This is a genomic window from Gynuella sp. (assembly GCF_050297175.1).
Classification (GTDB): domain Bacteria; phylum Pseudomonadota; class Gammaproteobacteria; order Pseudomonadales; family Natronospirillaceae; genus Gynuella.
In genome coordinates, this window is sequence record NZ_JBNKSF010000035.1 from 318,910 (window position 1) to 342,357 (window position 23,448).

Sequence of the window (23,448 nt, forward strand, 5' to 3'; positions counted from 1 at the left end):
AGGCCTCTCTGGAGTAACGGACAAAAACGCAATTATCAACCCAGTTGTTCATTACATCGGGTTGATATATCTGACAGGCTCTACCTGTGAAGTTACGGACATAAACAATACTTTATTCCGAAACAACATCAAGATAACGGTATCCCGCCCGTTCTGACAAGCTTCGATATCAAACTTCGTTGAAAACATCCATCCGATATTCAGCGACCGCTTTAATGTCATCAGGAGAGGTTCGGCAACAACCACCAATCAGCTTCGCCCCCAGTTTTTTCCACTCTGCCACCTCTGAGCCCAAAGATTGATGACCACAGTGTTCACTAACCTGCCAGGTCTTGCTGTCAGCATCATACTGTTCACCGGAGTTGGGATACACAATCAAGGGTAACCGGGTATGCCGCCTCATGTTTTCCAGTAATACAGGAATATGTTCCAGAGCCGTACAATTCACACCGGCCGCCACGATTTGCGGATGCTCATCCAACGCTCTGACACATTCGGCTATTGGTGTACCATCGCTAATACATTCACCATCACGGGCAGAAAATGTTATCCAGGCACAGATCTGCGGAAACTCCTCCAGCAACTCAGACAAAACTTTAGCCTCCTGCAATGAAGGCAGGGTTTCACACGCCAACAAGTCAGCACCGGCTTCCACCAACACTGCCATCCGCGACCGATGAAACACTTTTAGAGTCTGATCATCCACACCATAATGCCCACGATATTCTGAGCCATCGGCCAAATATGCCCCATAAGGACCAACAGAAGCTGCGACCATGGGTTTGGGACGATCATTGCCCTCATATTCCTGCCAGAACCGATCCCTCGCTGCAGCAGCCAGTTCAACCGAACGGGCGATCGTTTCGCGGGCTTGCTGTTCATCCATGCCATACGCTTTAAAACCAGCAAAACTGGCCTGATAACTGGCGGTAATCGCAATATCCGCACCGGCTTCAAAATAGCGCTGATGGACTTCGGCAATCAGCTCCGGCTGTTCCCGCAACACTTTGGCAGACCACAGCGCATGGTTGAGATCACAACCGCTTTTTTCCAACTCGGTTGCCATCGCACCATCCACAACCAAAAATGGATACTGCTCTAGCACTTTTAAGAAATCTGCTTTCAACATCAGGATTCAGCCTCCGACAAAGCACTGTTTATTTCAACTCCGACCTGATTTCTGCCAGTCAGCAGATAGGCCAGATAACACAATACGGTAAAACCAAGCCCACAATACAAGGCAATACGCTGTTGCGGATCAAACGCGATACCGGCAATACAGGCGACACAAAACACGATGGAAATTATGGATACCCAAGGGAAAAAAGGTGCCCGATAAGCCAGGTCAGCAATGTTACCTCCACCAGCCTGAAAGCGGCGGCGAAAGTTAAAATGGCTCCAACCAATAACCAGCCAGACCACAACAACCGCAAACCCTGAAACAGATACCAAAAACAAATACAGAGAATCTGCCGCATAATAACTTGATAACAATGACAACAATCCACCCAACATGGTTAAAATCAACGCATTCCGGGGTACCCCATTAGATGACAAACGCCCCAGAAATGATGGCAGGGTTTTCTGATCTGCCAATGTCCATAACATGCGAGAGGCGGCATATAAACCTGAGTTAGCAGCAGACAATAACGCAGTGATGATCACCAAATTGATAATGTCATCAGCATAAGGGATACCCATTCGTTCCAGCACAATCACAAATGGACTCTGTTTAGCACTGGCCAGATCACTCGGTAAGAGCGCCCCGATGATGATGATAGTGCCGACAAAAAAGATGATCAGCCGCCACAAGGTCGTTTTAATGGCGACAGGCAGGTTTTTATCCGGATCGACTGTTTCTCCGGCCGCAACACCAATAAGTTCTGTCCCGGAAAAAGCATAACTGACAGTCAGCATAATCATAAAAATTGGCAAAATACCGTGAGGAAACACGCCATTGGCAACCAGGTTATGAAGCATCGGCGCTGACTCATTCTGTCCAGGCACCATTCCAAAAACAGCGACCCCACCCAGCACCAGAAATACCACAATCGTCAACACTTTAATTAATGACAACCAGAACTCGGCTTCAGCAAAGATCCTGACTGCGAACATATTCAATACAAAAACCAAAACGATGCTGGCCGCACACCAGTACCACACTGGAACGGCCGGAAACCATTTCCCCATCAGCAGGCCAATACCGGTAAACTCCGAAGCCAGCGCCACTGCCCAGGTCAACCAATACAACCAGCCAACCACATAACCGGTGGCCGGATTGATATATTCAGTGGCATAACGACTAAAAGCGCCTGACTCCGGCATATGTACCGCTAGTTCACCCAGGCACATCATGATCATATAAACGCCAAAGGCGACAATCAGATAGGCAATAATGGCCCCTACCGGCCCGGCCTGATGAATCGTGTCACCTGAGCTGAGAAATAATCCGTTACCGATGACGCCCCCCAGGGACAGCATTACCAAATGTCTGCTGTGCATCGTTCGTTTAAAACTGGAAATAGTGTTGTCCGACATATTCACCTTCAATCGTTGTTCAACATACCGCCCCTTACGCGGACAGAAAATGCATTTAATGGCGCAAACAATTCATGAATTTGCGGACCTGTCCAAGCGGCGCGGGCATTATATAGAGGATGAGCAAATAAAGAAGTCCGGCTTTACAGACAATGCCTGTTCAATGACCAAAATGATTACCTCAGATAAATCAAGGGGGCCTCTGAAAAATAGGAATAGTTTTGATGCAGGCGAAGAAGCACCACTCGCAACACCGAAATTCACTGGTGTAAATGAAGATGTGAGACTGGGGCTGACAACGTCCGGCGCGAAAACAGGCCATGTTTCAGAGGTTCCCTAGGTTTTTGGTCTGCGATCTTATAGTGACCCGACCAACCGGAAAGATCGTCTACATACAGCAGGGAAATTAATAGTAAATTCCCCCGTTTCAATACCGTCGCGAATTTGTCCCCATACACTCAAGAGCGGCATTCAGTCTGAAAAAGAGGCGCTCATTTCAAACATCCTGTTGATATGAGCCAAAGTTCCAGCACACGTACTATCAATGTATTTTCAAACGCGTTCACATGACAGCTCATAACATATGGTTTATGTAGAGCTTCTGACAGTGATACTAAAACGTGACATTTTTCCAGGATATAAGAGATGCACAACCAAGGTAAAAAAACATCAATTGGGAACTCAGGCAAAAATCGACCAAAAGCGAGCGTAGGAGATTTATATGACCGGGCTGAGTTAACACTTGGTACAACATGAGGAAACAGACCCTAAAAATCTTGCCAAAAATGAGCAACATTTTTCACATCAGAGAATCCATTATGAGCATTAATTTTTTAGTCAAAAAATATTTCCGCCAACCCACCTGTCCGTTGACATACAAGTTGACTATGGATTCATCTGTGCTTTGAGTTTGCTTTATATCAGAGGTTGATCTATACAATTAGTAAACTGTTATTTCGTATACTACTAAACCGACAAGCATTTATGTCGTATTAATAGTGTGACACGGAGATGCACCGAAGTGTCGGACCACACCATTGGCCACAGCCAATGCGAGCCTCTAGAAATGAAGGTATTTCGTGTAACACGGCTAGTTTTCTCGGGGCGACAATCAAAGAAATCAGGACGATCTGTTTGATTGCCGGGTCAATAGTCACGTGATATAGCAAATAAATATTGCAGGTATTGCCGTGACAGTATTGGTGAACTGTAGATTTCTGGATGGCTTGTTAAAACGTTAAGAATACATTCCAAGACAGACTGGACGATCCAGCCAATTACGAAAGTAGTCGCTGTCAACGTTAATTGATCAAGCACTCTGATTTCGAAACCCACATAACCGATATCGTAAAACACACATTTCACCTGCAGTCACTATGAGCATTAAAAATTAGACAACTTCAGGTATCTGGAATCAGAGGTCCATTATGAAATTCAGCTACAAAATTGTCATAACATCCTCGTTGTTGTTATTGATTACAGTAGGGCTATTGAGTCTTTATCAGATAAGAATGGTCGAAGACGAAGTAACAACGCTGGTAACCAGCAGCGTTGATGAATTGATGAATGGTGTCCGTAATACCATTAGTGGAGAAATGCATACCAAGAAGCAGATGGCACAGACCATTACAGAAATTATTGCGCTGGATTATCGAAACGAAGATGAGGTGACCGAAATTGTCCGGGGCAAAACTCTGAATGAAAGCTTTCTCAATTCTGGTATCGGCTATGAAAGCGATGGCGTAATCCTCTTTAGTGAACCCTCGTGGATCGCCCCAGCCGGTTATGACCCGCGCAAACGCCCCTGGTACCAACAGGCTAAAACATCTGGAACATTGATACTGACAAAACCCTATGTCGATGCGACTACCAAAGACATGATTATTTCCATCGGTGTTCCAGTCACCCACAACGGCCAGTTTGTCGGTTCCATGTATTATGATATGGCGCTATCAGGACTGGCCAAACTGGCAAACTCCGTTAACCTGTTCGATGCAGGTTATCTGTTTATTACTACCAATGACGGCATACTGATCGCTCATCCGGACAAAGAAAAAAATGGTCATAATATCTCCGAATATCTGCCCATCAAACAATTACAACCAGGCAGCCAGGACATTAAAATAAATGGAAAGTCCTACCTGCTCAATTTTGTCCTTATACCAGATGAACAGTGGTATATCGGCGCGATTGTCGATAAATCAATAGCCTTCCAGACCATCACTAAACTGCGTAACAATTCTATGGTCTATCTGGTTCTGGGGCTGATCATCAGCCTGTTGGTACTCAACTATTTAATCAAAGTTCTGATGCGACCATTGGGGTCACTGAACAATGCCATTAAAGGAGTGGCTTCTGGAAACGGAGACCTGACCCAGCGTCTCGATGTCGATACAGATCCAGAGTTTGCAGAACTGGCTATTGGCTTCAACCAGTTTACCGAATCACTGCAAAAACAGATTACTCAATCAAAAACCATCAGCCGGGAAATTAACGATGGAATAACCGTGACATTGGAAAATGCCAGACATTCAACCGATGCCATGCGCAGTCAGATGCACGAACTGGAACAACTGGCCACAGCCATGCATGAGATGGCCGCATCTGCATCCGAAGTTGCCAATAATGCCCAACAGGCAGCTTCAGCAGCAAGAGACGCAGATGATGCCTCAATGAAAGGCGAAAATGCCGTTACAGAAACCACTGAATCCATCGATGCGCTGGCTGCACGCATCGGTCAAGCAGTCACTGAAGTTCAGGGACTTGAATCAGCCACCGCCAATATTGAAACCATTCTGAAGGTTATCAACGAAATTGCTGATCAGACCAACCTACTGGCACTGAATGCGGCCATCGAGGCAGCCCGAGCCGGTGAATCAGGCCGGGGTTTTGCGGTAGTGGCAGATGAAGTGAGAACACTGGCACAGAGAACCCAGGAATCCACGACTGAAATCCGCTCCATGATCGAACAACTGCAGGCCGGTGCTTCCGCCGTATCGTTAGCAATGAACGACAGCAGGGATACCACCATCATTGCGGTTGATAAAGCAAAGGCTGCCAATCAGGTATTACAAACCATTCGCCAGGCCATTCAACATATCAGCGATATGACGGTACAGATTGCATCAGCCGCAGAAGAACAAAGTTCAGTCGCCGAAGAGATCAACAATAACACCTTTAAAATCAAAGATATCAGTACACAAGTGGCTGAGACTGCCGATCAATCGAATCAAGCAACTCAGCAGCAAGCTGAAAAAGTACGACAGCAGGATGCACTATTGAACAAGTTTGTCGTATAAATTAAAACATTCAGGCAGGGTCCATTCGGACTCTGTTTTCTTATCAGCAAATCTCACCATAAAATATTTCGGCATACACCTTTCCATCACTGGACTACAAACTCTGCCATCATTTGTCTGGTTTTTTCGCACTCATTCAGTGCAAAAATTCACACTTGCAGCTAAACATTTTCGTTCCTACAGTGAAAACAACAGACTCTGCGAAGCAAGCAGATATCGTTTTTGAGATGACTTGTTGTTGGGGGTAGTCTGTCCCTGATCTAATAAAAATAAGAATCAGAGCATTATGTCGATCAAAACACTGGCTGCAAAATTGGGGGTTTCGGTTTCCACCGTATCCAGAGCACTGAATGATTATCCTGACATCAGTTCTCATACTAAGAACCGGGTACGTAAAGCCGCCGCCGAACTTGGCTATCAAATCAGCTCCCGAGATCGTTATCATACGATCCAAAAAGTCTATTGTGTGGGGCTGATACTGTTACAACAGGACGACTATCTTGTCGATCCTTCCATCTCTGCCCTGCTTGGATCAGTGACCCGTTGTTTGCAGCAGCATAACTATCTGGCGCACATCATTACGCTACCACACGGTGAACAGGAACTGGTGGCCTTTGAACAGACAATCAAACTCGGGCAATTTGACGGCCTGATTGTCATCAGAACCCGAACCAATGACCCACGGGTCAACAGACTTCTGAAGCTGAATATTCCATTCGTCTGTTATGGTCGTACCGATAAATCCAGCCAGTTCGCCTGGGTGGATATGGACAACGTTCAGGTATTTACCGCTGCAATCGAACGCTTATTGAGCCTCGGGCACCGTAACATTGGGTTCATTAACATTTCTGAACAATTTCACTTTGCCCGGGATCGCCTGACCGGTCTGCAAAACACGCTTCAACAATACAACTTCAAATTGCCGGAATGGCGCTATCGCAGCTGCGATTTCAGTGCCACCCAGGCACGTCAACTGACTATCGACATGTTGGCACATGATCACTCGATCACTGCACTGGTCTGTGCCACTGACCACATTGCCAGAGGTGTGTACTCGGCCTGTCGGTCACTGGGTCTGAAAATCGGTCTGGATCTTTCTGTGATCGGATGTGATGACGCCGTGGATGTTGCCTATATGGATCCACCACTGACAACGGTCGGCACCGATGAAGACACCGGTCGCATACTGGCGGAAACATTACTGAAACGAATCGACGGAGAACCTATTAGCGGGTTGCAACGATTACTGTCACCAAAACTGGTGGTCAGAGAATCTGATCAGCCCTTCACTCACCTCTCCCATCCACAGGAAAGGATTAAGTCATGAAAATAACCATAACACTGAAACTGACCCTGGCAGCTCTCGGGCTGATGTTATCTGGCAATCTATTTGCCACAACGGTGGAGTTCTGGACCACTGAAACCCAGAGCGAACGCATGACGGTTATAGAAACTCTGGCAGCAACCTTTGAAGCACTGAATCCGGATGTCACGATTAAAGTGGTACCGGTGGATGAAAATGACATGGCGACTCAAATGGCAGCAGCGGCAGCGGCCGGGACACTGCCCCAATTGATTGAAGCCGGCTCGGAACTGATCATGGCATTTGGAGAAGAAGGGATTTTGAATACCGATCTGAGCAAAAATGTTCTCAAAACCGTCGGCAAGAAAAATTTTTATACCGGCGCGCTGAATATGCTGCGCACCCCAAAAGGTGGACACTATTATGGCCTGCCCTATCACGGCTGGATACAAGGGATCTGGTATCGTAAGGACTGGTTCGAACAGGCCGGCCTGAAACCACCTACTGACTGGAAAAGTATTCTCAAGGCCGCGGAAACATTCACCAAACCGGACCAAAATCAATATGGCATTCTGGTCGGCACCAAAGTCGAAGGTTACAGTGAACAGGTATTTACCCATCTGGCACTTTCAAATAAAGCAGCAGAATTCAACAAAAAAGGCGAACTGATTTTCGATAGCAAGGCAACCGTTGAAACGCTGGAATTTTATAAAAAACTGGCACAGTACAATCCACCCGGACCTCAAAACTGGCGTGCCCGTGACTATTACCTGCAGGGTAAGATGGCAATGTTTTTCTATTCCACCTACATCATGGATGATCTGGCATTAGCAGAAGTCGCCAAAGGCTCTTTGACCGCCGACAATTTTGCCGAACTCAACGGCGGAAAGTTCGACCCCAACCTGGTCAAAAATACGGGTTTCGCACCCATTATTCACCATAAAACCGATGCCAGTTACGGTGTACTCGTCGGTCTGGCCGGAGTCAACCTGAGCGACACTGCCAAAGCCGATGCCACCAGTCGGTTCGTCGAGTTTCTGTATGAACCGGCCCCCTACATTACCTTCCTGCACATGGCACCCGGCGGCATGAACCCGATGGTCAAAGGCATCGCCGAAAACCCACAATACCTGAAAGATCCAAATGGTGTCTTCGAACTTTATGGTGTCGATAAGATCAAGGAGATCATTACCGGATTTGAAAAAATCAAAACCTTCAGTGTGGTCGACGGTGAAGTGTTCCCGCAGTCCGGAGAAATCTTCGCCAAACAAATTATCCCGCAAATGATTTACAACACAATTTTCGAAGGCGTCAGCCCCGAAAATGCCGTCAAACAGGCAACCCAAAAAATGCAGCAGTTAATGGATTGATGCTCCCGACTTAGCGCCCGGTAGGATGGCGGGAACGCCATCCACCGGTAAATAACAATGACCAGGATTAAGAACCAGCATGTCCAGTTATCTACGACAACAGGAATCACGGCTCGGTATCCGACTGGTGGCACCCGCCGTCGGCATTATCGGTCTATTAGTGGTATATCCGATTGCGTTTAACATTTACCTGAGTTTTTTTGATGTTCAATTGAATGGCGACAAACACTTCGTCGGTATTCACAACTACACTACACTATTGAGTAACACAGAATTTTATCACTCGGCCTGGACATCACTGATCTACTTGATGGGCACTGTCGCCGGAACAACAATGCTGGGGCTGGCAGCGGCACTGTTGATGAATCAACAGTTCCGCTTTCGTAACACCGCCCGCAGTCTGATATTGCTACCCTATTTTGCTCCAGTCATCAGTGTCGTTTTTGGCTGGCAGTTCATTTTTGATCCGGTTAACGGTATCTATAACCATTTGGTCGTGGATGTATTGTCGTTAACCGGCACCCGACGCAACCTGATCGGTGATCCGGATACCGCACTGTGGGTGGTCATCGTGTTTGATATCTGGAAACATTTCCCCATTGCCTATTTGCTGTTGCTGGCGAAACTACAAAGTATTCCACGAGATTTATACGAAGCAGCCGCAATCGACGGTCACGGCCCCTGGGGACGGTTCTGGGCAGTCACGCTGCCGGAGATTCGCTTTGTCCTGGGCACCGTGATACTGCTGCGGCTGATCTGGAACCTGAACCGCTTTGAAGAAGTTTTCCTGCTCGCCCCCAATGTTAAAACCCTGCCAGTATTTACCTATTACCAGGCATTTACCGGCGTCATCGACCAGGGTTTGGCTGCAACGGTATCGGTATTACAGCTGCTACTCCTGACGGGGTTAATCTGGTATTACGTCCGCAAAGTACTGAAATGGTGATCACATGTTGAATCGTCGTCGCTCCTTTGGTCAGAATATTTTTCTATATAGCATGATAATCATGATTATCCTGTTCTGTATTTTTCCGTTCCTGCAGATTCTCTCCACTTCTCTGAAACATCAGATAGATTGGGGCAATCCGTCACTGATCCCCAGAGTCATACATCTGGATGCCTATAAAGAACTACTCGGCCTGATGCCTCAAAAAACCATTGAGATCCCTGATTCACTCAAAACCATGCTGGACAACCCAGCCCTGAGTGAAGCGGCAAAACAGAAAATCATTGCCCGCTTCACATCGCAGGATGCGGATTTTCCGTTTGCCCGATATATGCTGAACAGTTTCCTGATCAGCCTGATTACGTCAGTGGCCTCAACGTTTTTCGCCTCCCTGGCGGCTTACGCCATTGCCCGTCTTCGTTTTCCCGGCCGTTCAGTATTTTCCAATGCAGTTTTGTTTGTGTATATGGTCGGCGGGGTACTGTTGATGGTGCCACTGTATCAGATGGCCGTGACTGTTGGTCTGGCAGCGTCTATTAGCGGAACCCTGATCTGCATTTTTCTGATCTATCTGGTTCAAACATTGCCCGTCGCCATGTATATGCTGGGTAACTATTTTCGTACCATTCCCTTTTCGCTCGAAGAAGCCGCCATGATGGATGGTTGTTCCCGCACAGAGGCATTCACGACCATCATCATTCCGCTGTCACGCCCGATGCTGATGACCGTATTCGTATACTGTTTCGTCATTGCCTGGAATGAATATCTATTCGCCTCGGTATTCCTCAAACAGTATCAGGATTTTCATACCCTGCCACTGGCACTGCAAACATTATTCAACTCCAAAAACGCCATCTGGGACCGGATCATGGCAGCCTCCATGCTAACGCTGGTACCGGTAGTAATCGCCTTCATGTTCGCCAATCGTCACCTTTCAGGCGGCCTTACCGAAGGCGGCGTCAAAGAATAAGGAAACCATTATGAGCTCTGTGCATCTGAGAAATATCAACAAATCCTATGGCAGTCTGCCCATCGTCAAGAATCTGAATCTGGAAATCAACGCCGGTGAATTTGTGGTACTGGTCGGTCCCAGTGGTTGCGGCAAAAGCACCACATTAAGGATGGTTGCCGGTCTCGAAGAAATCACCAGCGGTGAGGTAAGAGTTGGTTCTGAAGTTGTGAACGACCTCGCTCCACACAAACGGAATATTGCCATGGTATTTCAGAACTATGCGCTATATCCGCACAAAACCGTTCGTGACAACATCCTGTTTGGACTAAAAAAATCCGGTGCCAGTCAACAATTAATGGACCAACGCTTAAAGCAGGTATCGGAAATGCTGCAACTGGAGGAGTACCTTGACCGACGCCCATCTGATCTCTCCGGCGGCCAGCGCCAAAGGGTGGCAATGGGACGAGCGTTGGCGCGTGATGCCAATGTTTATCTGTTTGATGAACCGTTGTCCAACCTGGATGCCAAACTACGCCATCACATGCGAACAGAAATGGCCCGCATTCAGGCTGAATACAATATGACGGCTATTTACGTAACTCATGATCAAGTGGAGGCCATGACTCTGGGAGATCGCGTTGTGGTTATGCGAGATGGTGTGGTCGAACAGATTGGCACACCTATGGAAATTTACCTGCAACCAGCCAATACATTTGTCGCCACTTTTATCGGTTCACCTGCCATGAACCTATTGGAAGCGAAGGTGGAAGGCGATCATATTATCATCGCCAACTATCGTATGCCCATCGCCGGTATTCCATTTACCGACGCCAAACAACTGAGCGAATTTGATGATATATTGGTCGGTATCCGTCCCGATTTTTTTGAGGATGCCCGTTTTATTCATGACGAAAGCGAACGCTTTGTATTCGAGAAACTGCACGTCAATCTGGTCGAAAATCTCGGCTTCGATAAAGAACTGATGATCAATATCGGCAACCAGGAAATCAAAGCCCGGCTTGATCTGCGCAGTCATATTCAGCGTCAGGAGACGATTTCATTATCTGTCGACTTAAGCCGGGTATTGTTGTTTGACATGAGTACCGCAGGTGTACTGATCAATTCAGGACACACATTATGACACCGTTGAAATACAACTTCTGCTACGCGATTCTGTCTGATCAAGGTCAGGCCGACCATCGCAATGATGTCAACCAGGGCATTTATTATTTCGACACCCGTTATCTGAATTGCTATTGGTTTGAGTTTGAAGATTTCTCATTGATATATCAGGATGCCACCAGCAACACCCAGCTGCTGCAATACTGGTCCCGGCATCACCACCACCAGCAGATCGGTCAGATCGATCGTTGTTTGAAGCTAAAACAGGATGGCTTTGAAGATATCATCAGATGCCATAATCCAACACCTGATCTTCAGGAGATAGTGATCCACCAGCTTATCGACAGCGATTTTCAGGATATGTTTGAGATTCGAGGACAATGGCTGGCGCCACTGTCCCGGGAAACGGAAAAAAGCCTCACAGAAAACGAATACCAGGCCCAGTATCACAGCAGAGACCGACAAATCAATCAGGTGACTATGGAATTCTGTCCGGCCCGGAATTTACCAGAGGGCTGGCATTTTGATATCCAGCCAGGGCAAACAGTAGAGCTGGTTATTCGAGCAAAACTGATCAGTCCATTAACAGAGAGCACCACACTACTGCCGGACTATTCATCCTTCATGCAGAATTTTTCGACCGTAAAACAGCAGCCATCTATCAAACAGGCCATTGATGATGTTTATGCGCTGTTACTGGCACCAGCTGAAGGGCTCACAATTGCCGCCGGTCTGCCAAGATTTGTTACACCGTTTGGTCGCGATTCGCTCATTTGCAGTTTTTTTCTATTGCCGATATTTCCACAGCTGGCCAAAGGCACTTTACAGTTTCTGGCTCATCATCAGGGCACTCAGACAGATACAACAAACGATGAACAAGCCGGCAAAATACTACACGAATATCGTTACGGCGAACGCAGTCGCATAGGTGACATTCCTTTTCATCCTTATTTCGGTGCCAGCGACGCCACAGCACTGTTTATCATTCTGCTGCACGATTACTGCCTTGGCAGTGAAGACTGGTTACTCATGCATCACCTGGAACCGCAGTGGCGTCATGCCCTGCAATGGCTCGAAAATCAACAGAACGACGAAACCGGTTTTGTTGGTTTTCATGACAACCAAAAAGGACTGATCAATCAATGTTGGAAGGACTCTGCGGATTCCATGAGCCATCAAGATGGGAGCCTGGCCAAACACCCGATTTTCGTTTCTGAAATTCAGGCTTATACCTACAAAGCCTTCGCTTGTGCCAGCATCTTTTTTATTCACCTGAACCAACAACACGAAGCAGATCGCTATCAGGTTAAATCCGAATATCTGAAAAATCAGTTCGACCAATATTTCTGGCAACCGAAAATGGGTTCCTACGCACTGGCCCTTGACGCTGACCGGCAACCACTCAATGTGCAAAACTCCAATGCCGGCCACTGCCTCTGGGCCGGTATCGTTAAACCCGAGCGGGCAGACGAACTGGTCAAAACACTATTTTCTGCAGCACTTTGGAGCGGCTGGGGACTGCGAACACTGGGGTGCAACGAGGTTCGCTATAATCCTCTCAGTTACCACAACGGCTCGGTCTGGCCTCACGATATGGCATTAACGGCATTGGGCCTAAAACAATATGGTTATCATCATCAGGCTCAGCGCATTGCCGACACACTGTTGGACGTAGCGGAAAGACAACCCGATCATCGACTGCCAGAGTTATACTCCGGCCATGACCGAAACCACTATCCGGTTCTGCCTTACCACCTTTCCTGTCGGCCGCAGGCTTGGGCTGCGGCCGCGTTACTGGCGCTATGGTATTAGCGCAATATTGTCCGGATTATCAATGCAATAGTGCTTCTATGCAGTAAATGCCGGTGGGTAGTTCAACTGGCACCCGACCTTCGGAGCAGATTCTGGTGTCTTCTACAACCGATTCCACAACCTCAGCCAACCCTTCCAGACTACTACCTACAGACAATACTGCACCGCCCGTATACTCTGCCAACTCTTCTGCAGGATTGGTGGCCAATGCATAGGGCTTCAGGTTTAATAACTTTCCGGTCTGTTGATCGATCAGAGATTCACTTTTATAAAGCGTTCCATCGGAATTGAGCATTTTAAGTGCTGACGGGATCAGGGTGTATAACATGCAACCTGCCTGAACCCTTTTGAAACCACCAGCATCATAAACATCCACAGTAGTCACAGGGCAAATCGCATCGATTGCAGATTTCACTGCATCGACATCCGCTGGATGGTTGACCACTCCACTATATGGATAGTTCACTTCGATAGCAGGGTAATTATGAAAACTCAGAGGATATGTGAAGTGGAAAATCAACACCTGGGGAGTAGATGGATTTATACCAAGAAGTTTAGGTTTGATGTCACCTTTATCCAGATAATCTCCATCACCATTTAGATCCAGCCCGGAACCACTGATTGCCTGGCGCAATGCTTCCAACTGGGATTCAGGAGCATCTCCACCACCGGATGAACTCAAAGCGTCAAGTGCGGTAATGAGATCGGTGGTATCTGCATCCAATGGAGCTTCCACTCTATACCCATAGTCACTGGAACCGCCGTATGGACTATAAGGAAAATCACGGTGTGACACCAGTGCGAAACGAGTCCCCGAGGAACCCAGACTGAGTGGCGCGATAAAGTCAGTAATGATTTTGGTCTGCCAGTTTGGTAACAATGCGCCGGTACTACCAGTTACATCCAGGATCAGAATAACATCTGAGGCTGTACGACCAAACATGGCCAGTACAGAAAAAAGAGCTGCGATTAAAACTTGATATAGATATTTATTTTTATTTGATAGCGTGTTCATAAATTTACTCTCACAGTTGATAGAGTTTTTTATTAACAGGCGATTGAATGAGACAGAAGACGCTAAAGATGCAGTGCAAACGGAACATTTATGCCGGTTTAAACAACGCAAGCGCAACACGGGCGTTTTTCAACAACCTGTGCGGCTGCTTCTACTTCTTTAAAAACAGGTAAGCAGTCCGGCGCCCTTTCTATTCCTTTATCATGATAATTAATATCACTCATTTGGATGACATGGACATCCTTCCATATCATTATGCAGATATTTTTTTTAGAAAGGTAAATGACAATAATGTGACTGAATCAACGTATCCGGCGGAACAGCGTGCTTAGGTTAAGCAATCCCATCACTGCAGAACTGACATAAGTTAATGCACAGGCTCTCAGAATTTTTCGGGCTTTGGTTATATCAGATTGGTTTAGATACTCACCTTTCTGCAAGATAGGAAGCGCTTTATTAAAACTGGCGTCAAATTCGACTGGCAAAGTAATCAGATGCACCAACAGATTGAAAACAATACTGACGACAATTACCAGGAACAATCCCCGCCCTAGTATTGCAGTTGCCGGGATCAGAGAAAGTATCGGCATCAACATGATGGCAATCTGTGCGAGTTTTTGCACCATGGCCGCCAGCAAAGCCAGTTTTGAACGGAGCTGCAAACGCCAGTCACGTTGATGAAACTGAATGGCATGGCCTACTTCATGAGCAGCCACGACTACGGCTGTTAGTGATTGGCCCTGTAGATGTTCCTGCCTGAGTCTCACAATATTGTCACCCGGATCGAAGTGATCACCCTGAAGGGTCTCCTCCAGTCCGGCCTTGAGTTCAAAGCGATTGATCAAGTGCCGGGCCAACTCTCCTCCCGTCCCGGGCAGGTAGTCCAACCTGACCGAATATCGTTTGAGTACCGCCTTCACCCAAATACCCGGTCCGGCAACGACAGTGACCAACAGCAGCAACAGGATTAACCATATCATGGCATCTGGTTTCCCGAATCAGTTGTCCAATCGCGTTTGGATGGCCTGAATAATACCTGCGGCATCGAGACCGATCTCAGGATAAAGTATTGCCGGCTTGCCATGGGCCAGAAACTGATCCGGCAACCCGAGGTTCATGACCGCAACGGTACAACCGGCGGCTTGCAGTACTTCGTTTACTCCTGAGCCAGCGCCCCCTTTTATAGCGTTTTCCTCAATAGTTACAATTAGCTCATTCTGAGCGGCCATTTCCAGAATCAATGCTTCATCCAAGGGCCGGATAAATTTCATGTCGACCAGAGTGGCATCGAGTTGCTCCGCAACCGGACGACAGACCTCAACCATGGAACCAAAAGCCAATAACGCTACTTTCTGACCATTACGAAGAGTCTCGGCCTGACCAATCGGCAACGTTTCCAGAGAGCTGCCCACAGTGACCCCAATACCGCTGCCACGGGGATAACGCACGGCGGCTGGTCCCTGATATTGATAACCGGTGGTCAACATTTTGCGGCATTCATCCTCGTCCCTCGGGGCCATTACCACCATATTGGGAATACAGCGTAGATAAGTCAGATCAAAACTACCGGCATGGGTAGGCCCATCCTCTCCCACCAAACCGGCACGATCGATGGCAAACAGGACATCCAGGTTTTGGATGGCTACGTCATGAATGAGTTGATCGTAGGCTCGTTGTAAAAACGTGGAATAGATGGCAACGACTGGTTTCATGCCATCACAAGCCATTCCGGCCCCCAAGGTCACGGCATGTTGCTCGGCAATGCCCACATCGAAATAACGCTCAGGGAATTGTTCGGCAAACTGGATCAGATCCGATCCTTCTTTCATGGCCGGAGTAATGCCGACCAGCAGAGGATCAGCCGTTGCCTGATCTACCAGCCATTGACCAAAAATATTTGAGTATTTGGGCAACGACTTGTCAGTCTGACCATTTTTCTGCGGTTCAATCTTGCTGATCGCATGATACTTGATTGGCTCATCTTCCGCGGGTCGAAACCCTTTGCCCTTGGTGGTGGCAACATGCAGAAATTGAGGCCCCTTAAAACTACGCAGATTGCGTAAGGTCTTTACCAGATCAAGAACGTTATGACCATCTACCGGGCCAACATAATTAAAACCCAGCTCCTCAAACATGGTACCGGGGGTCACAAACCCCTTCATATGTTCTTCCGCCCGGCGGGCAAGTTCCCATACCGGTGGAATGGTTCCAAGCACTTTCTTACTGCCTTCACGCATATGTGAGTAGGTTTTGGAAGCAAAAATTCTCGACATGGCCTTTTGTAAACCGCCCACATTTTCGGAAATGGACATGTCATTGTCATTCATGACCACCAGCATGTCCGTTTCATCATGGCCGGCATGGTTCAAAGCTTCGAATGCCATCCCCGCTGTCATGGCGCCATCACCGATCACAGCCACCACCTTGCGGCCGTTACCCTGCAAGCGATTGGCTATGGCCATACCCATGGCCGCGCCGATAGAGGTGCTGGAATGGCCAACCCCAAAAGTATCGTACTCACTTTCATAGCGGCTCGGAAAAGCAGACAAGCCATCTTTTTTGCGGATGCTGGTCATCCGGTCACGCCGTCCGGTCAGAATTTTATGAGGGTAAGCCTGATGCCCCACATCCCAGACCAACCGATCATCCGGGGTGTCATATACGTAGTGCAGAGCCACCGTCAGCTCGACAACTCCCAATCCTGCCCCCAAATGGCCACCCGACTGCCCTACACAATAGAGCAGGAACTCCCTCAATTCATCACACAATGCCGGTAACTGATTCAGCTCCAGCGCCTTCAATTGTAGGGGGCTATCAATTTGATCCAACAACGGCGTACTGGGTCGTTCCCTGGGAATACGTTCAAAAGTCTTCATTAGTTGTGCTTAGTCCAGAATAATTGGCGCCATTTTAGAGCATTTGCCCATTCACTGAGAAATCGGATTATCAGTGGGCCGGCGAAAGGTATTGAGGAGGCCTGGTTAGTGGTCGCGAATCAATACATATTCAGTGATCTGCTTCAGCAGTTCCACGTCACCAACACCTTCAAGCCTGGCAATTTGCCCGTCAACTCTCTCTTTCAGGGTCCGGGCGTAGTCTTTGGCGGCGTCCAGTCCCATCAGGGATGGGTAGGTATTCTTATTGTGATGTAAATCCGAACCCTGCGGCTTGCCCAGAGTATGGGTATCTCCTTCCACATCAAGAATGTCATCAACCACCTGAAAAGCCAGCCCAAGTAGCTCACCTATGCTCAGCAATTGTTGATAGACGGGGGATTCAGGGGATTCGGTACACAAGCATCCCAACCCCAGCGAAGCCTTGATTAATGCTCCGGTCTTGAGGCGATGCATTTTTTCTAACTGCGCCAGCGTAATAATTTTGCCCGACGATGCTTCGTCGATCGCCTGTCCGGCCACCATACCGTAAAGTCCGGATGCGCGGGCCAACAGTGCAACCATATGCAAACGCTGTCGATTACTGAGGGAGGCATCTTCACGGTTAGCCAGACAATCAAACGCAGCGGCCTGTAGACCATCAGCCGCCAGTATCGCTGTTGCCTCGTCAAAAGCGACATGGCAGGTCGGCTGTCCACGGCGTAGATGGTCATCATCCATGGCAGGTAAATCATCATGAATCAGCGAGTAGGTGTGTACCAACTCAACGGCTATGGCCGGTGTCAGCCAGCTCTGCTGTTCGCAACCTGCAGCTCGGGCACCCGCTTTGACCAAGATTGATCGTAAACGTTTGCCGCCGGCCATTAGGCTGTAAACAGTGGCTTCTTCAAGTCGTTCCGCCCCTTGTGGCAGAGTCCCGATTACATCGCGCAGGCTGGGTTCGAAGGAGGTCTTAAAGGCCTCAAGAATGGCTTCAAAACTACTCATGATTGAACATCGAAATCCCGTGTCGCCAAACCATCACCTTCCTGCATCAAAATCCGGACTCGTTGCTCAGCCTCGCTTAAAGCTGTCTGGCAACTGCGAACCAGGGAAACCCCCTGCTCAAATGACTTCAGAGAGTCCTCCAATGACAGCTCACCACTTTCCAACTTATGGACCAGTGCCTCCAACTGACTGAACGACTGCTCAAAGTTAATCGGCTCTTGCTTTGCCATATACTACGTGCCCCCTTAAAAAGAACCGCAACCCTAACTGAGGGTAAAAAAACGGTCAACTCTATCTCACCACTGCCGATAATAATTGAGATGCTATTTATTTACATCGCGCTTCTGAGAATTTGTCTAGACTTAAGAGGCACGTGATTAATTGTTACTATCTGTAACTATAGATGTATAACATACTGGTTGGGTCCGGCAGCCTGTACAGGGACAAATCCGTCGCTGATTCCCGGATATAACATGCAGATACTTAGAGGTTTATAGTGGATTTAGCAACCATCGTTGGCCTGATAGGCGCGCTTGCTATGATCATAATGTCGATGGTACTGGGTGGAAACCTCGGCATGTTCTACAACCTGCCATCGATTCTGATCGTTGTCGTCGGTTCAATTTTCGTGGTAATGCAAAAATATTCCCTGGAACAGTATCTCGGTGCCATGAAGATTGCTGGCAAAGCTTTTTCATTCAAAATGAGCAAGCCCGAGGACGTTATTGAAGAGATCGTTGAGATGGCCGATACCGCCCGCAAAGGCGGACTACTGTCTCTCGAAGGTAAGGAGGTCAGCAATGAGTTCATGAGTAAAGGCATTCAGCTGCTGGTCGATGGCCATGATCCTGAAGTGGTTCGGAGCCTGCTGACACGGGATATGAAACTCACTACGAGCCGCCACAGTGCTGGCGCGAGTATTTTTAATGCCATGGGTGACGTAGCACCAGCCATGGGCATGATCGGTACATTGATCGGTCTGGTGGCGATGCTGGCCAACATGGATGATCCAAAGGCTATTGGTCCGGCTATGGCGGTAGCGCTGCTGACCACCCTTTACGGATCTGTCATGGCCAATGTCGTGTTTCTACCAATACGAGACAAACTGAACCTGCGGGCCTCGGAAGAGGACCTCATGCAAAAGCTCATTATCGATGGTTTGCTCGCCATCCAGGCCGGCCAAAACCCTCGAATTATCGAATCATTACTGAAGACCTACTTGCCTCCAAGTAAACGTGGTACTGAGGAATAATGGAAGTCACTAATGTCTGACGATACCGAAGACGATTGCCCCCCCTGTTCGCCAGGCCTACCGGGCTGGTTGGCCACTTTTGCAGACCTGATGAGTCTGTTGATGTGCTTCTTTGTGCTGTTGTTGTCATTTTCAGAAATGGATGCACTGAAGTTCAAACGTCTGGCCGGGTCCATGCGCAATGCCTTTGGGGTCCAGAATCAAATAGATGTGAATGCCATCCCCAAGGGCACCAGCATCATTGCCCAGGAATTTTCACCCGGTAAACCAGAGCCAACTCCCATCAACCAGATCCGACAACAGACCATAGATGACCTGCGTGATAGTCTCGAAGTCCTGTGTCAGGACGAAATGCAACAGCAGCAGACCGCCCAGGGCACCTCAGGAAAACAGTCTCGTGATATTGCCGTTATGCAGGAAGCCGAAGCTGAAGCCCGCGAAGATGCCAGAGTACTTGCCAAGGCACTGGAAAAACAGATCGAAGACGGAAAGCTGCAGATAGAGACCATCAAAGAAACAATAGTTATCCGAATATCAGAACAATCCTTTGGGCCGGGGTCAGATTATGTGGCTGACGAGTTTCTGCCAATACTGGACATGATTCGGGAATTACTGATCAATATTCGTGGCGACATTTATGTAGAAGGTCATACCGATTCGGCACCAATGGTAGGTGGCCGGTTTCGCAACAATTTCCAGCTCAGTGCCGCCCGAGCTCTGGCAGTAGCCGAGTATCTGTTCGAGGCCCCGGAAATGAATGCCCAGCGCTTTACCATTGTCGGCCATGGCTCAACACGCCCATTGACGGATCAAACCACGCCGGCAGCTATGGCACAGAACCGTCGTGTTGAAATACTGATCAAGAAAATAAATGATGAATACCAGGACGAAATCATTCCACCCGAAGAGCAGGGTGACAATGCAGACTTTAGTGATCCATCACTATTTGGCCTAAGCCCTGAAGACATTTTCTGATTAAGTTATCACCTAAACCACCTGAAACCGGTACGGCTGGTTTCAGGTGTTCTCAATGTCCTTTACCCCATAACCGATCAAACACCTTCAGAAATATGTTCTAACTTTATCATTTTGGTTGAAACGGACGAAAACGCACATCAATGGTACTAAGGGGCCGTTGAAAATAACCTGTTTTCACACAAAAGATATTTTCCACTCCTCCATAGCCGGCACTTTCACAAATCTTCACTGATTCCAGAAAACTGCGGTTTCCGAGCCGACACCAACACTATTCCTATTTATCTGAGGCTCACTTGCTTCTTTACGATATATATCTGACCAATTTCAAAGCGATGGCGTTGGGGGGATCGTGCATTCATCAGGTACTGAAAATATGTTAAGTAAGACACCCTAAAAAATCATGATCACTCACTAAAACAGAAAGCGAATAAAAATTCTATCCAAAAAATTTTATCCAACCCCAAGAATGCGGAACGGCACATGGTTACTCTGTCGTAACGTACCTTTTTATGATAATTCTTTCCGTATTAACAAAAATATCTCCGACTAAAATAGAGCTTCTGAGAAAAATAAGACACTCTGTATTTTCAAAAAATACCACCAATATTCGCCTTTTTTAAACGGAATATTGCCATACTAAAAAACATCATCCTTTTGTATGAAGATGGAAATTTCACGTTTAAAAAAACTTTTCTTTTGACTTACCATCTTTCCCAATAACTAAAAAATACTAAAGCAACTTTACAAACGTGAATTACTTCAAAAAAAATCAACCGTTGAAAGTACTGTTAAGGGGCCTCTGAAAAATAGGAATAGTTTTGATGCAGGCGAGGAATCGCCACTCGCAACACCGCAATGTACGGGCGCAAATGAGAATGTGAGACTGGGGCTGACAACGTCCTGCGCGAAAACAGGCCATTTTTCAAAGGTTCCTTAAATATAGAGATAACATTAAAGCCATACTGGAAAATACTATCCGAAAAAACTACATCCGTATTTGCTGACAGTCATTAACAGGATAAACAATACATTGAGAAGGTGTTTTCGATGCAAAACAGAAAATTTAGAGAGTCTCTGAAACACCTTAGGTCAGTTCAATTGTTCAGAAAAACTGACACAGATGACAGTTCAGAAAAAGTTTCAGCCCAAAAAAGGAGAATACTCCTTTAATAAAACTCAGGACTGCCAGACATGATACCGGACGATAACAACTGAATTGTACAGTTTATTCCGGCGAAACCAATCGTCCAACGATTAGCAGGAGAATCTGAGAGACAGAAAATGAACAATTAATATCTTCCGGAAAGATTTTAAAATCAATAACTTATTGAAAAATCTGAAACCTCCGGAATGCAAGCAATTAAAAACGTTCAGCCACTGACCGGAGGAAACAATGATCAAAGATTACATAATTATCGGTGCAGGCCCGGCGGGTCTACAGCTGGGGTATCTGATGCAGCAAAACTCTGCTGATTACCTGATTCTTGAGTCAGGTTCTGGAGTCGGCAGCTTTTTCAAACAATACCCTCGTCATCGACAACTCATTTCGATAAACAAAAAGTACACCGGCGACACTGATCCTGAACGAAATCTGAGATCAGACTGGAACTCATTGCTGAACGACGACCATAAGCTGCAGTTCCCTAATTATTCCAGCCGTTATTTTCCGTCAGCGGATACCTTTGTGACCTACCTGGAAGACTTTCATCAGCATCACCAAATCAACGTACTCTTCGATCAGACAGTGGATCGCATCGAAAAGACCGACGTGTTTACCATTCACTGTAACAACGGACAAACCTATCAATGCCGTGCACTGATTGTGGCGACTGGCGTGTCTCAGGAGAATATCCCTGATATTCCGGGAATCGAACTATGCGAGCGTTATTCCAACACAGTTACTGATCCAATGGATTACGTGAACCAACGGGTGTTGATCATTGGCAAGGGTAATTCCGCCTTTGAAACCGCTGATAATCTAATTGAAACGACGGCATACATTCATGTTGCCGGCCGCAGTTCTATACGTCTGGCATGGCAGACTCATTACGTCGGACATTTACGTGCAGTCAATAATAACCTGCTCGACACTTATCAACTTAAATCACAAAATGCCATTCTGGATGGCGAGGTCGTCAATATTGAAAAGCTGGATAATGAATATAAAGTCATATTCAGTTTTTCCAGATCCAACGAAGTCCATAAAACGCTGTATTATGATCGGGTAATTTGCTGCACTGGATTTCGTTTCAATACCGATATTTTTGCCACATCCTGCCGCCCGAGTATGACAATCCATGACAGATTCCCTGAAATGAACAGTCAGTGGGAGTCCGTTAATGTGCCTGATTTATATTTTGCCGGCACTCTCATGCAGCAACGGGATTTTAAAAAATCAACCTGCGGATTCGTTCATGGTTTCCGCTATGCGGTGCGATCACTGTTTCATATCCTAAATCTCCGTTATCAAAACATCCCGCTGCCCACTCATACATTGCCTCCAAGTGAAACCCAACTCGCGAGCTTTATTGCTGAACGCATCAATAGAACATCGGCACTATGGCAACAATTTGAGTTTATGTGTGACTCAGTACTGTTTGATCAGGCAGGCTGCCATTATATTGAGGAACTGCCCGTAGCATTCTGTCACGACACCTTCGGCCAGGAACGTAAAAGCTATCTCAGTCTTTCTCTTGAGTACGGTCCTGATCATGACAAAATTGACCCATTTAACATTGATATCGACCGAGTTTCGCAAGACGACCATGAAAATGCTCTAAACGCTCAGTATCTGCATCCGGTGCTGCGTTTTTATTTGCAGGGAAAATATGTTTCCACCCACCATATGGCTGAAAATCTCGAAAACGAATGGAACCGATACGAGTCGCATGTCGTACCGCTGCAACAATATCTGAGCAGCTGTCTGAAGCTTGTTACCGAAGCCACAGTACCGGATACCGCCGAAGTCTGATATCGGAGA

At 47.2% G+C, this 23,448-nt stretch carries 18 protein-coding genes; 11 read left to right on the top strand and 7 right to left on the bottom strand.

Features of this window, described 5'->3' with window-relative positions; translation table 11 throughout:
* Window positions 1-169 precede the first annotated feature (169 nt).
* Both mmuM and ACQY6I_RS14565 read right to left on the bottom strand, forming a co-directional pair.
* The gene (gene mmuM / locus ACQY6I_RS14560) at window positions 170-1,129 is read right to left on the bottom strand and encodes a homocysteine S-methyltransferase (protein ID WP_428242221.1); all 960 of its coding nucleotides are present in this window, start codon (window positions 1,127-1,129) and stop codon (window positions 170-172) included.
* Window positions 1,129-2,538, bottom strand: a complete 1,410-nt coding sequence (locus tag ACQY6I_RS14565; protein WP_428242222.1) for an amino acid permease — start codon at window positions 2,536-2,538, stop codon at window positions 1,129-1,131. The genes mmuM and ACQY6I_RS14565 overlap by 1 nt, the downstream gene beginning before the upstream one ends.
* A gap of 49 nt (window positions 2,539-2,587) precedes the next feature.
* Here ACQY6I_RS14565 and ACQY6I_RS14570 point away from each other — a divergent pair, with 49 nt between their 5' ends.
* From ACQY6I_RS14570 to ACQY6I_RS14605, 8 genes are all read left to right on the top strand, one after another.
* A complete protein-coding gene (locus tag ACQY6I_RS14570; RefSeq protein WP_428242223.1) occupies window positions 2,588-2,878 on the top strand; it encodes a hypothetical protein in 291 nt (96 codons plus the stop codon).
* A gap of 1,087 nt (window positions 2,879-3,965) precedes the next feature.
* On the top strand, window positions 3,966-5,837 hold the full coding sequence (locus tag ACQY6I_RS14575; protein WP_428242224.1) for a methyl-accepting chemotaxis protein: 1,872 nt from the start codon (window positions 3,966-3,968) through the stop codon (window positions 5,835-5,837).
* A 286-nt stretch (window positions 5,838-6,123) separates the two neighbouring features.
* Window positions 6,124-7,164 (top strand): LacI family DNA-binding transcriptional regulator, encoded by a 1,041-nt coding sequence (locus ACQY6I_RS14580; RefSeq protein ID WP_428242225.1) that lies wholly within the window; start codon window positions 6,124-6,126, stop codon window positions 7,162-7,164.
* Window positions 7,161-8,510 (top strand): ABC transporter substrate-binding protein, encoded by a 1,350-nt coding sequence (locus ACQY6I_RS14585; RefSeq protein ID WP_428242226.1) that lies wholly within the window; start codon window positions 7,161-7,163, stop codon window positions 8,508-8,510. Before ACQY6I_RS14580 ends, ACQY6I_RS14585 begins: the two co-directional genes overlap by 4 nt.
* 79 nt (window positions 8,511-8,589) lie before the next feature.
* Window positions 8,590-9,456, top strand: coding sequence for a carbohydrate ABC transporter permease (locus ACQY6I_RS14590; protein WP_428242227.1), 867 nt, complete (start codon window positions 8,590-8,592; stop codon window positions 9,454-9,456).
* Between the two features lie 4 nt (window positions 9,457-9,460).
* Window positions 9,461-10,426: a carbohydrate ABC transporter permease gene (locus ACQY6I_RS14595; protein WP_428242228.1), complete on the top strand. Its 966-nt coding sequence runs from the start codon at window positions 9,461-9,463 to the stop codon at window positions 10,424-10,426.
* 10 nt (window positions 10,427-10,436) lie between these two features.
* A complete protein-coding gene (locus ACQY6I_RS14600; protein WP_428242229.1) occupies window positions 10,437-11,549 on the top strand; it encodes an ABC transporter ATP-binding protein in 1,113 nt (370 codons plus the stop codon).
* Entirely contained in the window at window positions 11,546-13,342 is a 1,797-nt protein-coding gene (locus tag ACQY6I_RS14605; protein ID WP_428242230.1) for a glycogen debranching N-terminal domain-containing protein, read from the top strand. Before ACQY6I_RS14600 ends, ACQY6I_RS14605 begins: the two co-directional genes overlap by 4 nt.
* A gap of 19 nt (window positions 13,343-13,361) precedes the next feature.
* On the opposite strand, the gene ACQY6I_RS14610 is transcribed toward ACQY6I_RS14605, so the two are convergent.
* From ACQY6I_RS14610 to ACQY6I_RS14630, 5 genes are all read right to left on the bottom strand, one after another.
* Window positions 13,362-14,357, bottom strand: coding sequence for a hypothetical protein (locus tag ACQY6I_RS14610; protein ID WP_428242231.1), 996 nt, complete (start codon window positions 14,355-14,357; stop codon window positions 13,362-13,364).
* A 302-nt stretch (window positions 14,358-14,659) separates the two neighbouring features.
* Window positions 14,660-15,337: a zinc metallopeptidase gene (locus ACQY6I_RS14615; RefSeq protein WP_428242232.1), complete on the bottom strand. Its 678-nt coding sequence runs from the start codon at window positions 15,335-15,337 to the stop codon at window positions 14,660-14,662.
* Between the two features lie 18 nt (window positions 15,338-15,355).
* A complete protein-coding gene (gene dxs, locus ACQY6I_RS14620; RefSeq protein ID WP_428242233.1) occupies window positions 15,356-17,233 on the bottom strand; it encodes a 1-deoxy-D-xylulose-5-phosphate synthase in 1,878 nt (625 codons plus the stop codon).
* A 105-nt stretch (window positions 17,234-17,338) separates the two neighbouring features.
* Window positions 17,339-18,238, bottom strand: a complete 900-nt coding sequence (locus tag ACQY6I_RS14625) for a polyprenyl synthetase family protein (RefSeq protein ID WP_428242234.1) — start codon at window positions 18,236-18,238, stop codon at window positions 17,339-17,341.
* Window positions 18,235-18,468, bottom strand: coding sequence for an exodeoxyribonuclease VII small subunit (locus ACQY6I_RS14630; RefSeq protein ID WP_428242235.1), 234 nt, complete (start codon window positions 18,466-18,468; stop codon window positions 18,235-18,237). Before ACQY6I_RS14630 ends, ACQY6I_RS14625 begins: the two co-directional genes overlap by 4 nt.
* A 266-nt stretch (window positions 18,469-18,734) precedes the next feature.
* On the opposite strand from ACQY6I_RS14630, the gene pomA reads away from it, so the two are divergent.
* The 3 genes from pomA to ACQY6I_RS14645 all read left to right on the top strand — a co-directional run bounded on the left by pomA (window position 18,735) and on the right by ACQY6I_RS14645 (window position 23,439).
* A complete protein-coding gene (pomA, locus tag ACQY6I_RS14635) occupies window positions 18,735-19,490 on the top strand; it encodes a flagellar motor protein PomA (protein WP_428242236.1) in 756 nt (251 codons plus the stop codon).
* A 12-nt stretch (window positions 19,491-19,502) separates the two neighbouring features.
* Window positions 19,503-20,465: a MotB family protein gene (locus ACQY6I_RS14640; protein ID WP_428242237.1), complete on the top strand. Its 963-nt coding sequence runs from the start codon at window positions 19,503-19,505 to the stop codon at window positions 20,463-20,465.
* Between the two features lie 1,396 nt (window positions 20,466-21,861).
* The gene (locus ACQY6I_RS14645) at window positions 21,862-23,439 is read left to right on the top strand and encodes an NAD(P)-binding domain-containing protein (RefSeq protein WP_428242238.1); all 1,578 of its coding nucleotides are present in this window, start codon (window positions 21,862-21,864) and stop codon (window positions 23,437-23,439) included.
* The last annotated feature ends 9 nt before the right edge of the window (window positions 23,440-23,448 follow it).

Coding starts and splice junctions, on each gene's coding strand:
- ACQY6I_RS14605 (WP_428242230.1), top strand. CDS start 11,546: ATGACACCGTTGAAATACAACTTCTGCTACGCGATTCTGTCTGATCAA.
- ACQY6I_RS14585 (WP_428242226.1), top strand. CDS start 7,161: ATGAAAATAACCATAACACTGAAACTGACCCTGGCAGCTCTCGGGCTG.
- ACQY6I_RS14595 (WP_428242228.1), top strand. CDS start 9,461: ATGTTGAATCGTCGTCGCTCCTTTGGTCAGAATATTTTTCTATATAGC.
- ACQY6I_RS14615 (WP_428242232.1), bottom strand. CDS start 15,337: ATGATATGGTTAATCCTGTTGCTGCTGTTGGTCACTGTCGTTGCCGGA.
- ACQY6I_RS14625 (WP_428242234.1), bottom strand. CDS start 18,238: ATGAGTAGTTTTGAAGCCATTCTTGAGGCCTTTAAGACCTCCTTCGAA.
- ACQY6I_RS14640 (WP_428242237.1), top strand. CDS start 19,503: ATGTCTGACGATACCGAAGACGATTGCCCCCCCTGTTCGCCAGGCCTA.
- ACQY6I_RS14590 (WP_428242227.1), top strand. CDS start 8,590: ATGTCCAGTTATCTACGACAACAGGAATCACGGCTCGGTATCCGACTG.
- ACQY6I_RS14580 (WP_428242225.1), top strand. CDS start 6,124: ATGTCGATCAAAACACTGGCTGCAAAATTGGGGGTTTCGGTTTCCACC.
- ACQY6I_RS14610 (WP_428242231.1), bottom strand. CDS start 14,357: ATGAACACGCTATCAAATAAAAATAAATATCTATATCAAGTTTTAATC.
- mmuM (WP_428242221.1), bottom strand. CDS start 1,129: ATGTTGAAAGCAGATTTCTTAAAAGTGCTAGAGCAGTATCCATTTTTG.
- ACQY6I_RS14570 (WP_428242223.1), top strand. CDS start 2,588: ATGCATTTAATGGCGCAAACAATTCATGAATTTGCGGACCTGTCCAAG.
- dxs (WP_428242233.1), bottom strand. CDS start 17,233: ATGAAGACTTTTGAACGTATTCCCAGGGAACGACCCAGTACGCCGTTG.
- ACQY6I_RS14565 (WP_428242222.1), bottom strand. CDS start 2,538: ATGTCGGACAACACTATTTCCAGTTTTAAACGAACGATGCACAGCAGA.
- ACQY6I_RS14630 (WP_428242235.1), bottom strand. CDS start 18,468: ATGGCAAAGCAAGAGCCGATTAACTTTGAGCAGTCGTTCAGTCAGTTG.
- ACQY6I_RS14645 (WP_428242238.1), top strand. CDS start 21,862: ATGATCAAAGATTACATAATTATCGGTGCAGGCCCGGCGGGTCTACAG.
- ACQY6I_RS14575 (WP_428242224.1), top strand. CDS start 3,966: ATGAAATTCAGCTACAAAATTGTCATAACATCCTCGTTGTTGTTATTG.
- ACQY6I_RS14600 (WP_428242229.1), top strand. CDS start 10,437: ATGAGCTCTGTGCATCTGAGAAATATCAACAAATCCTATGGCAGTCTG.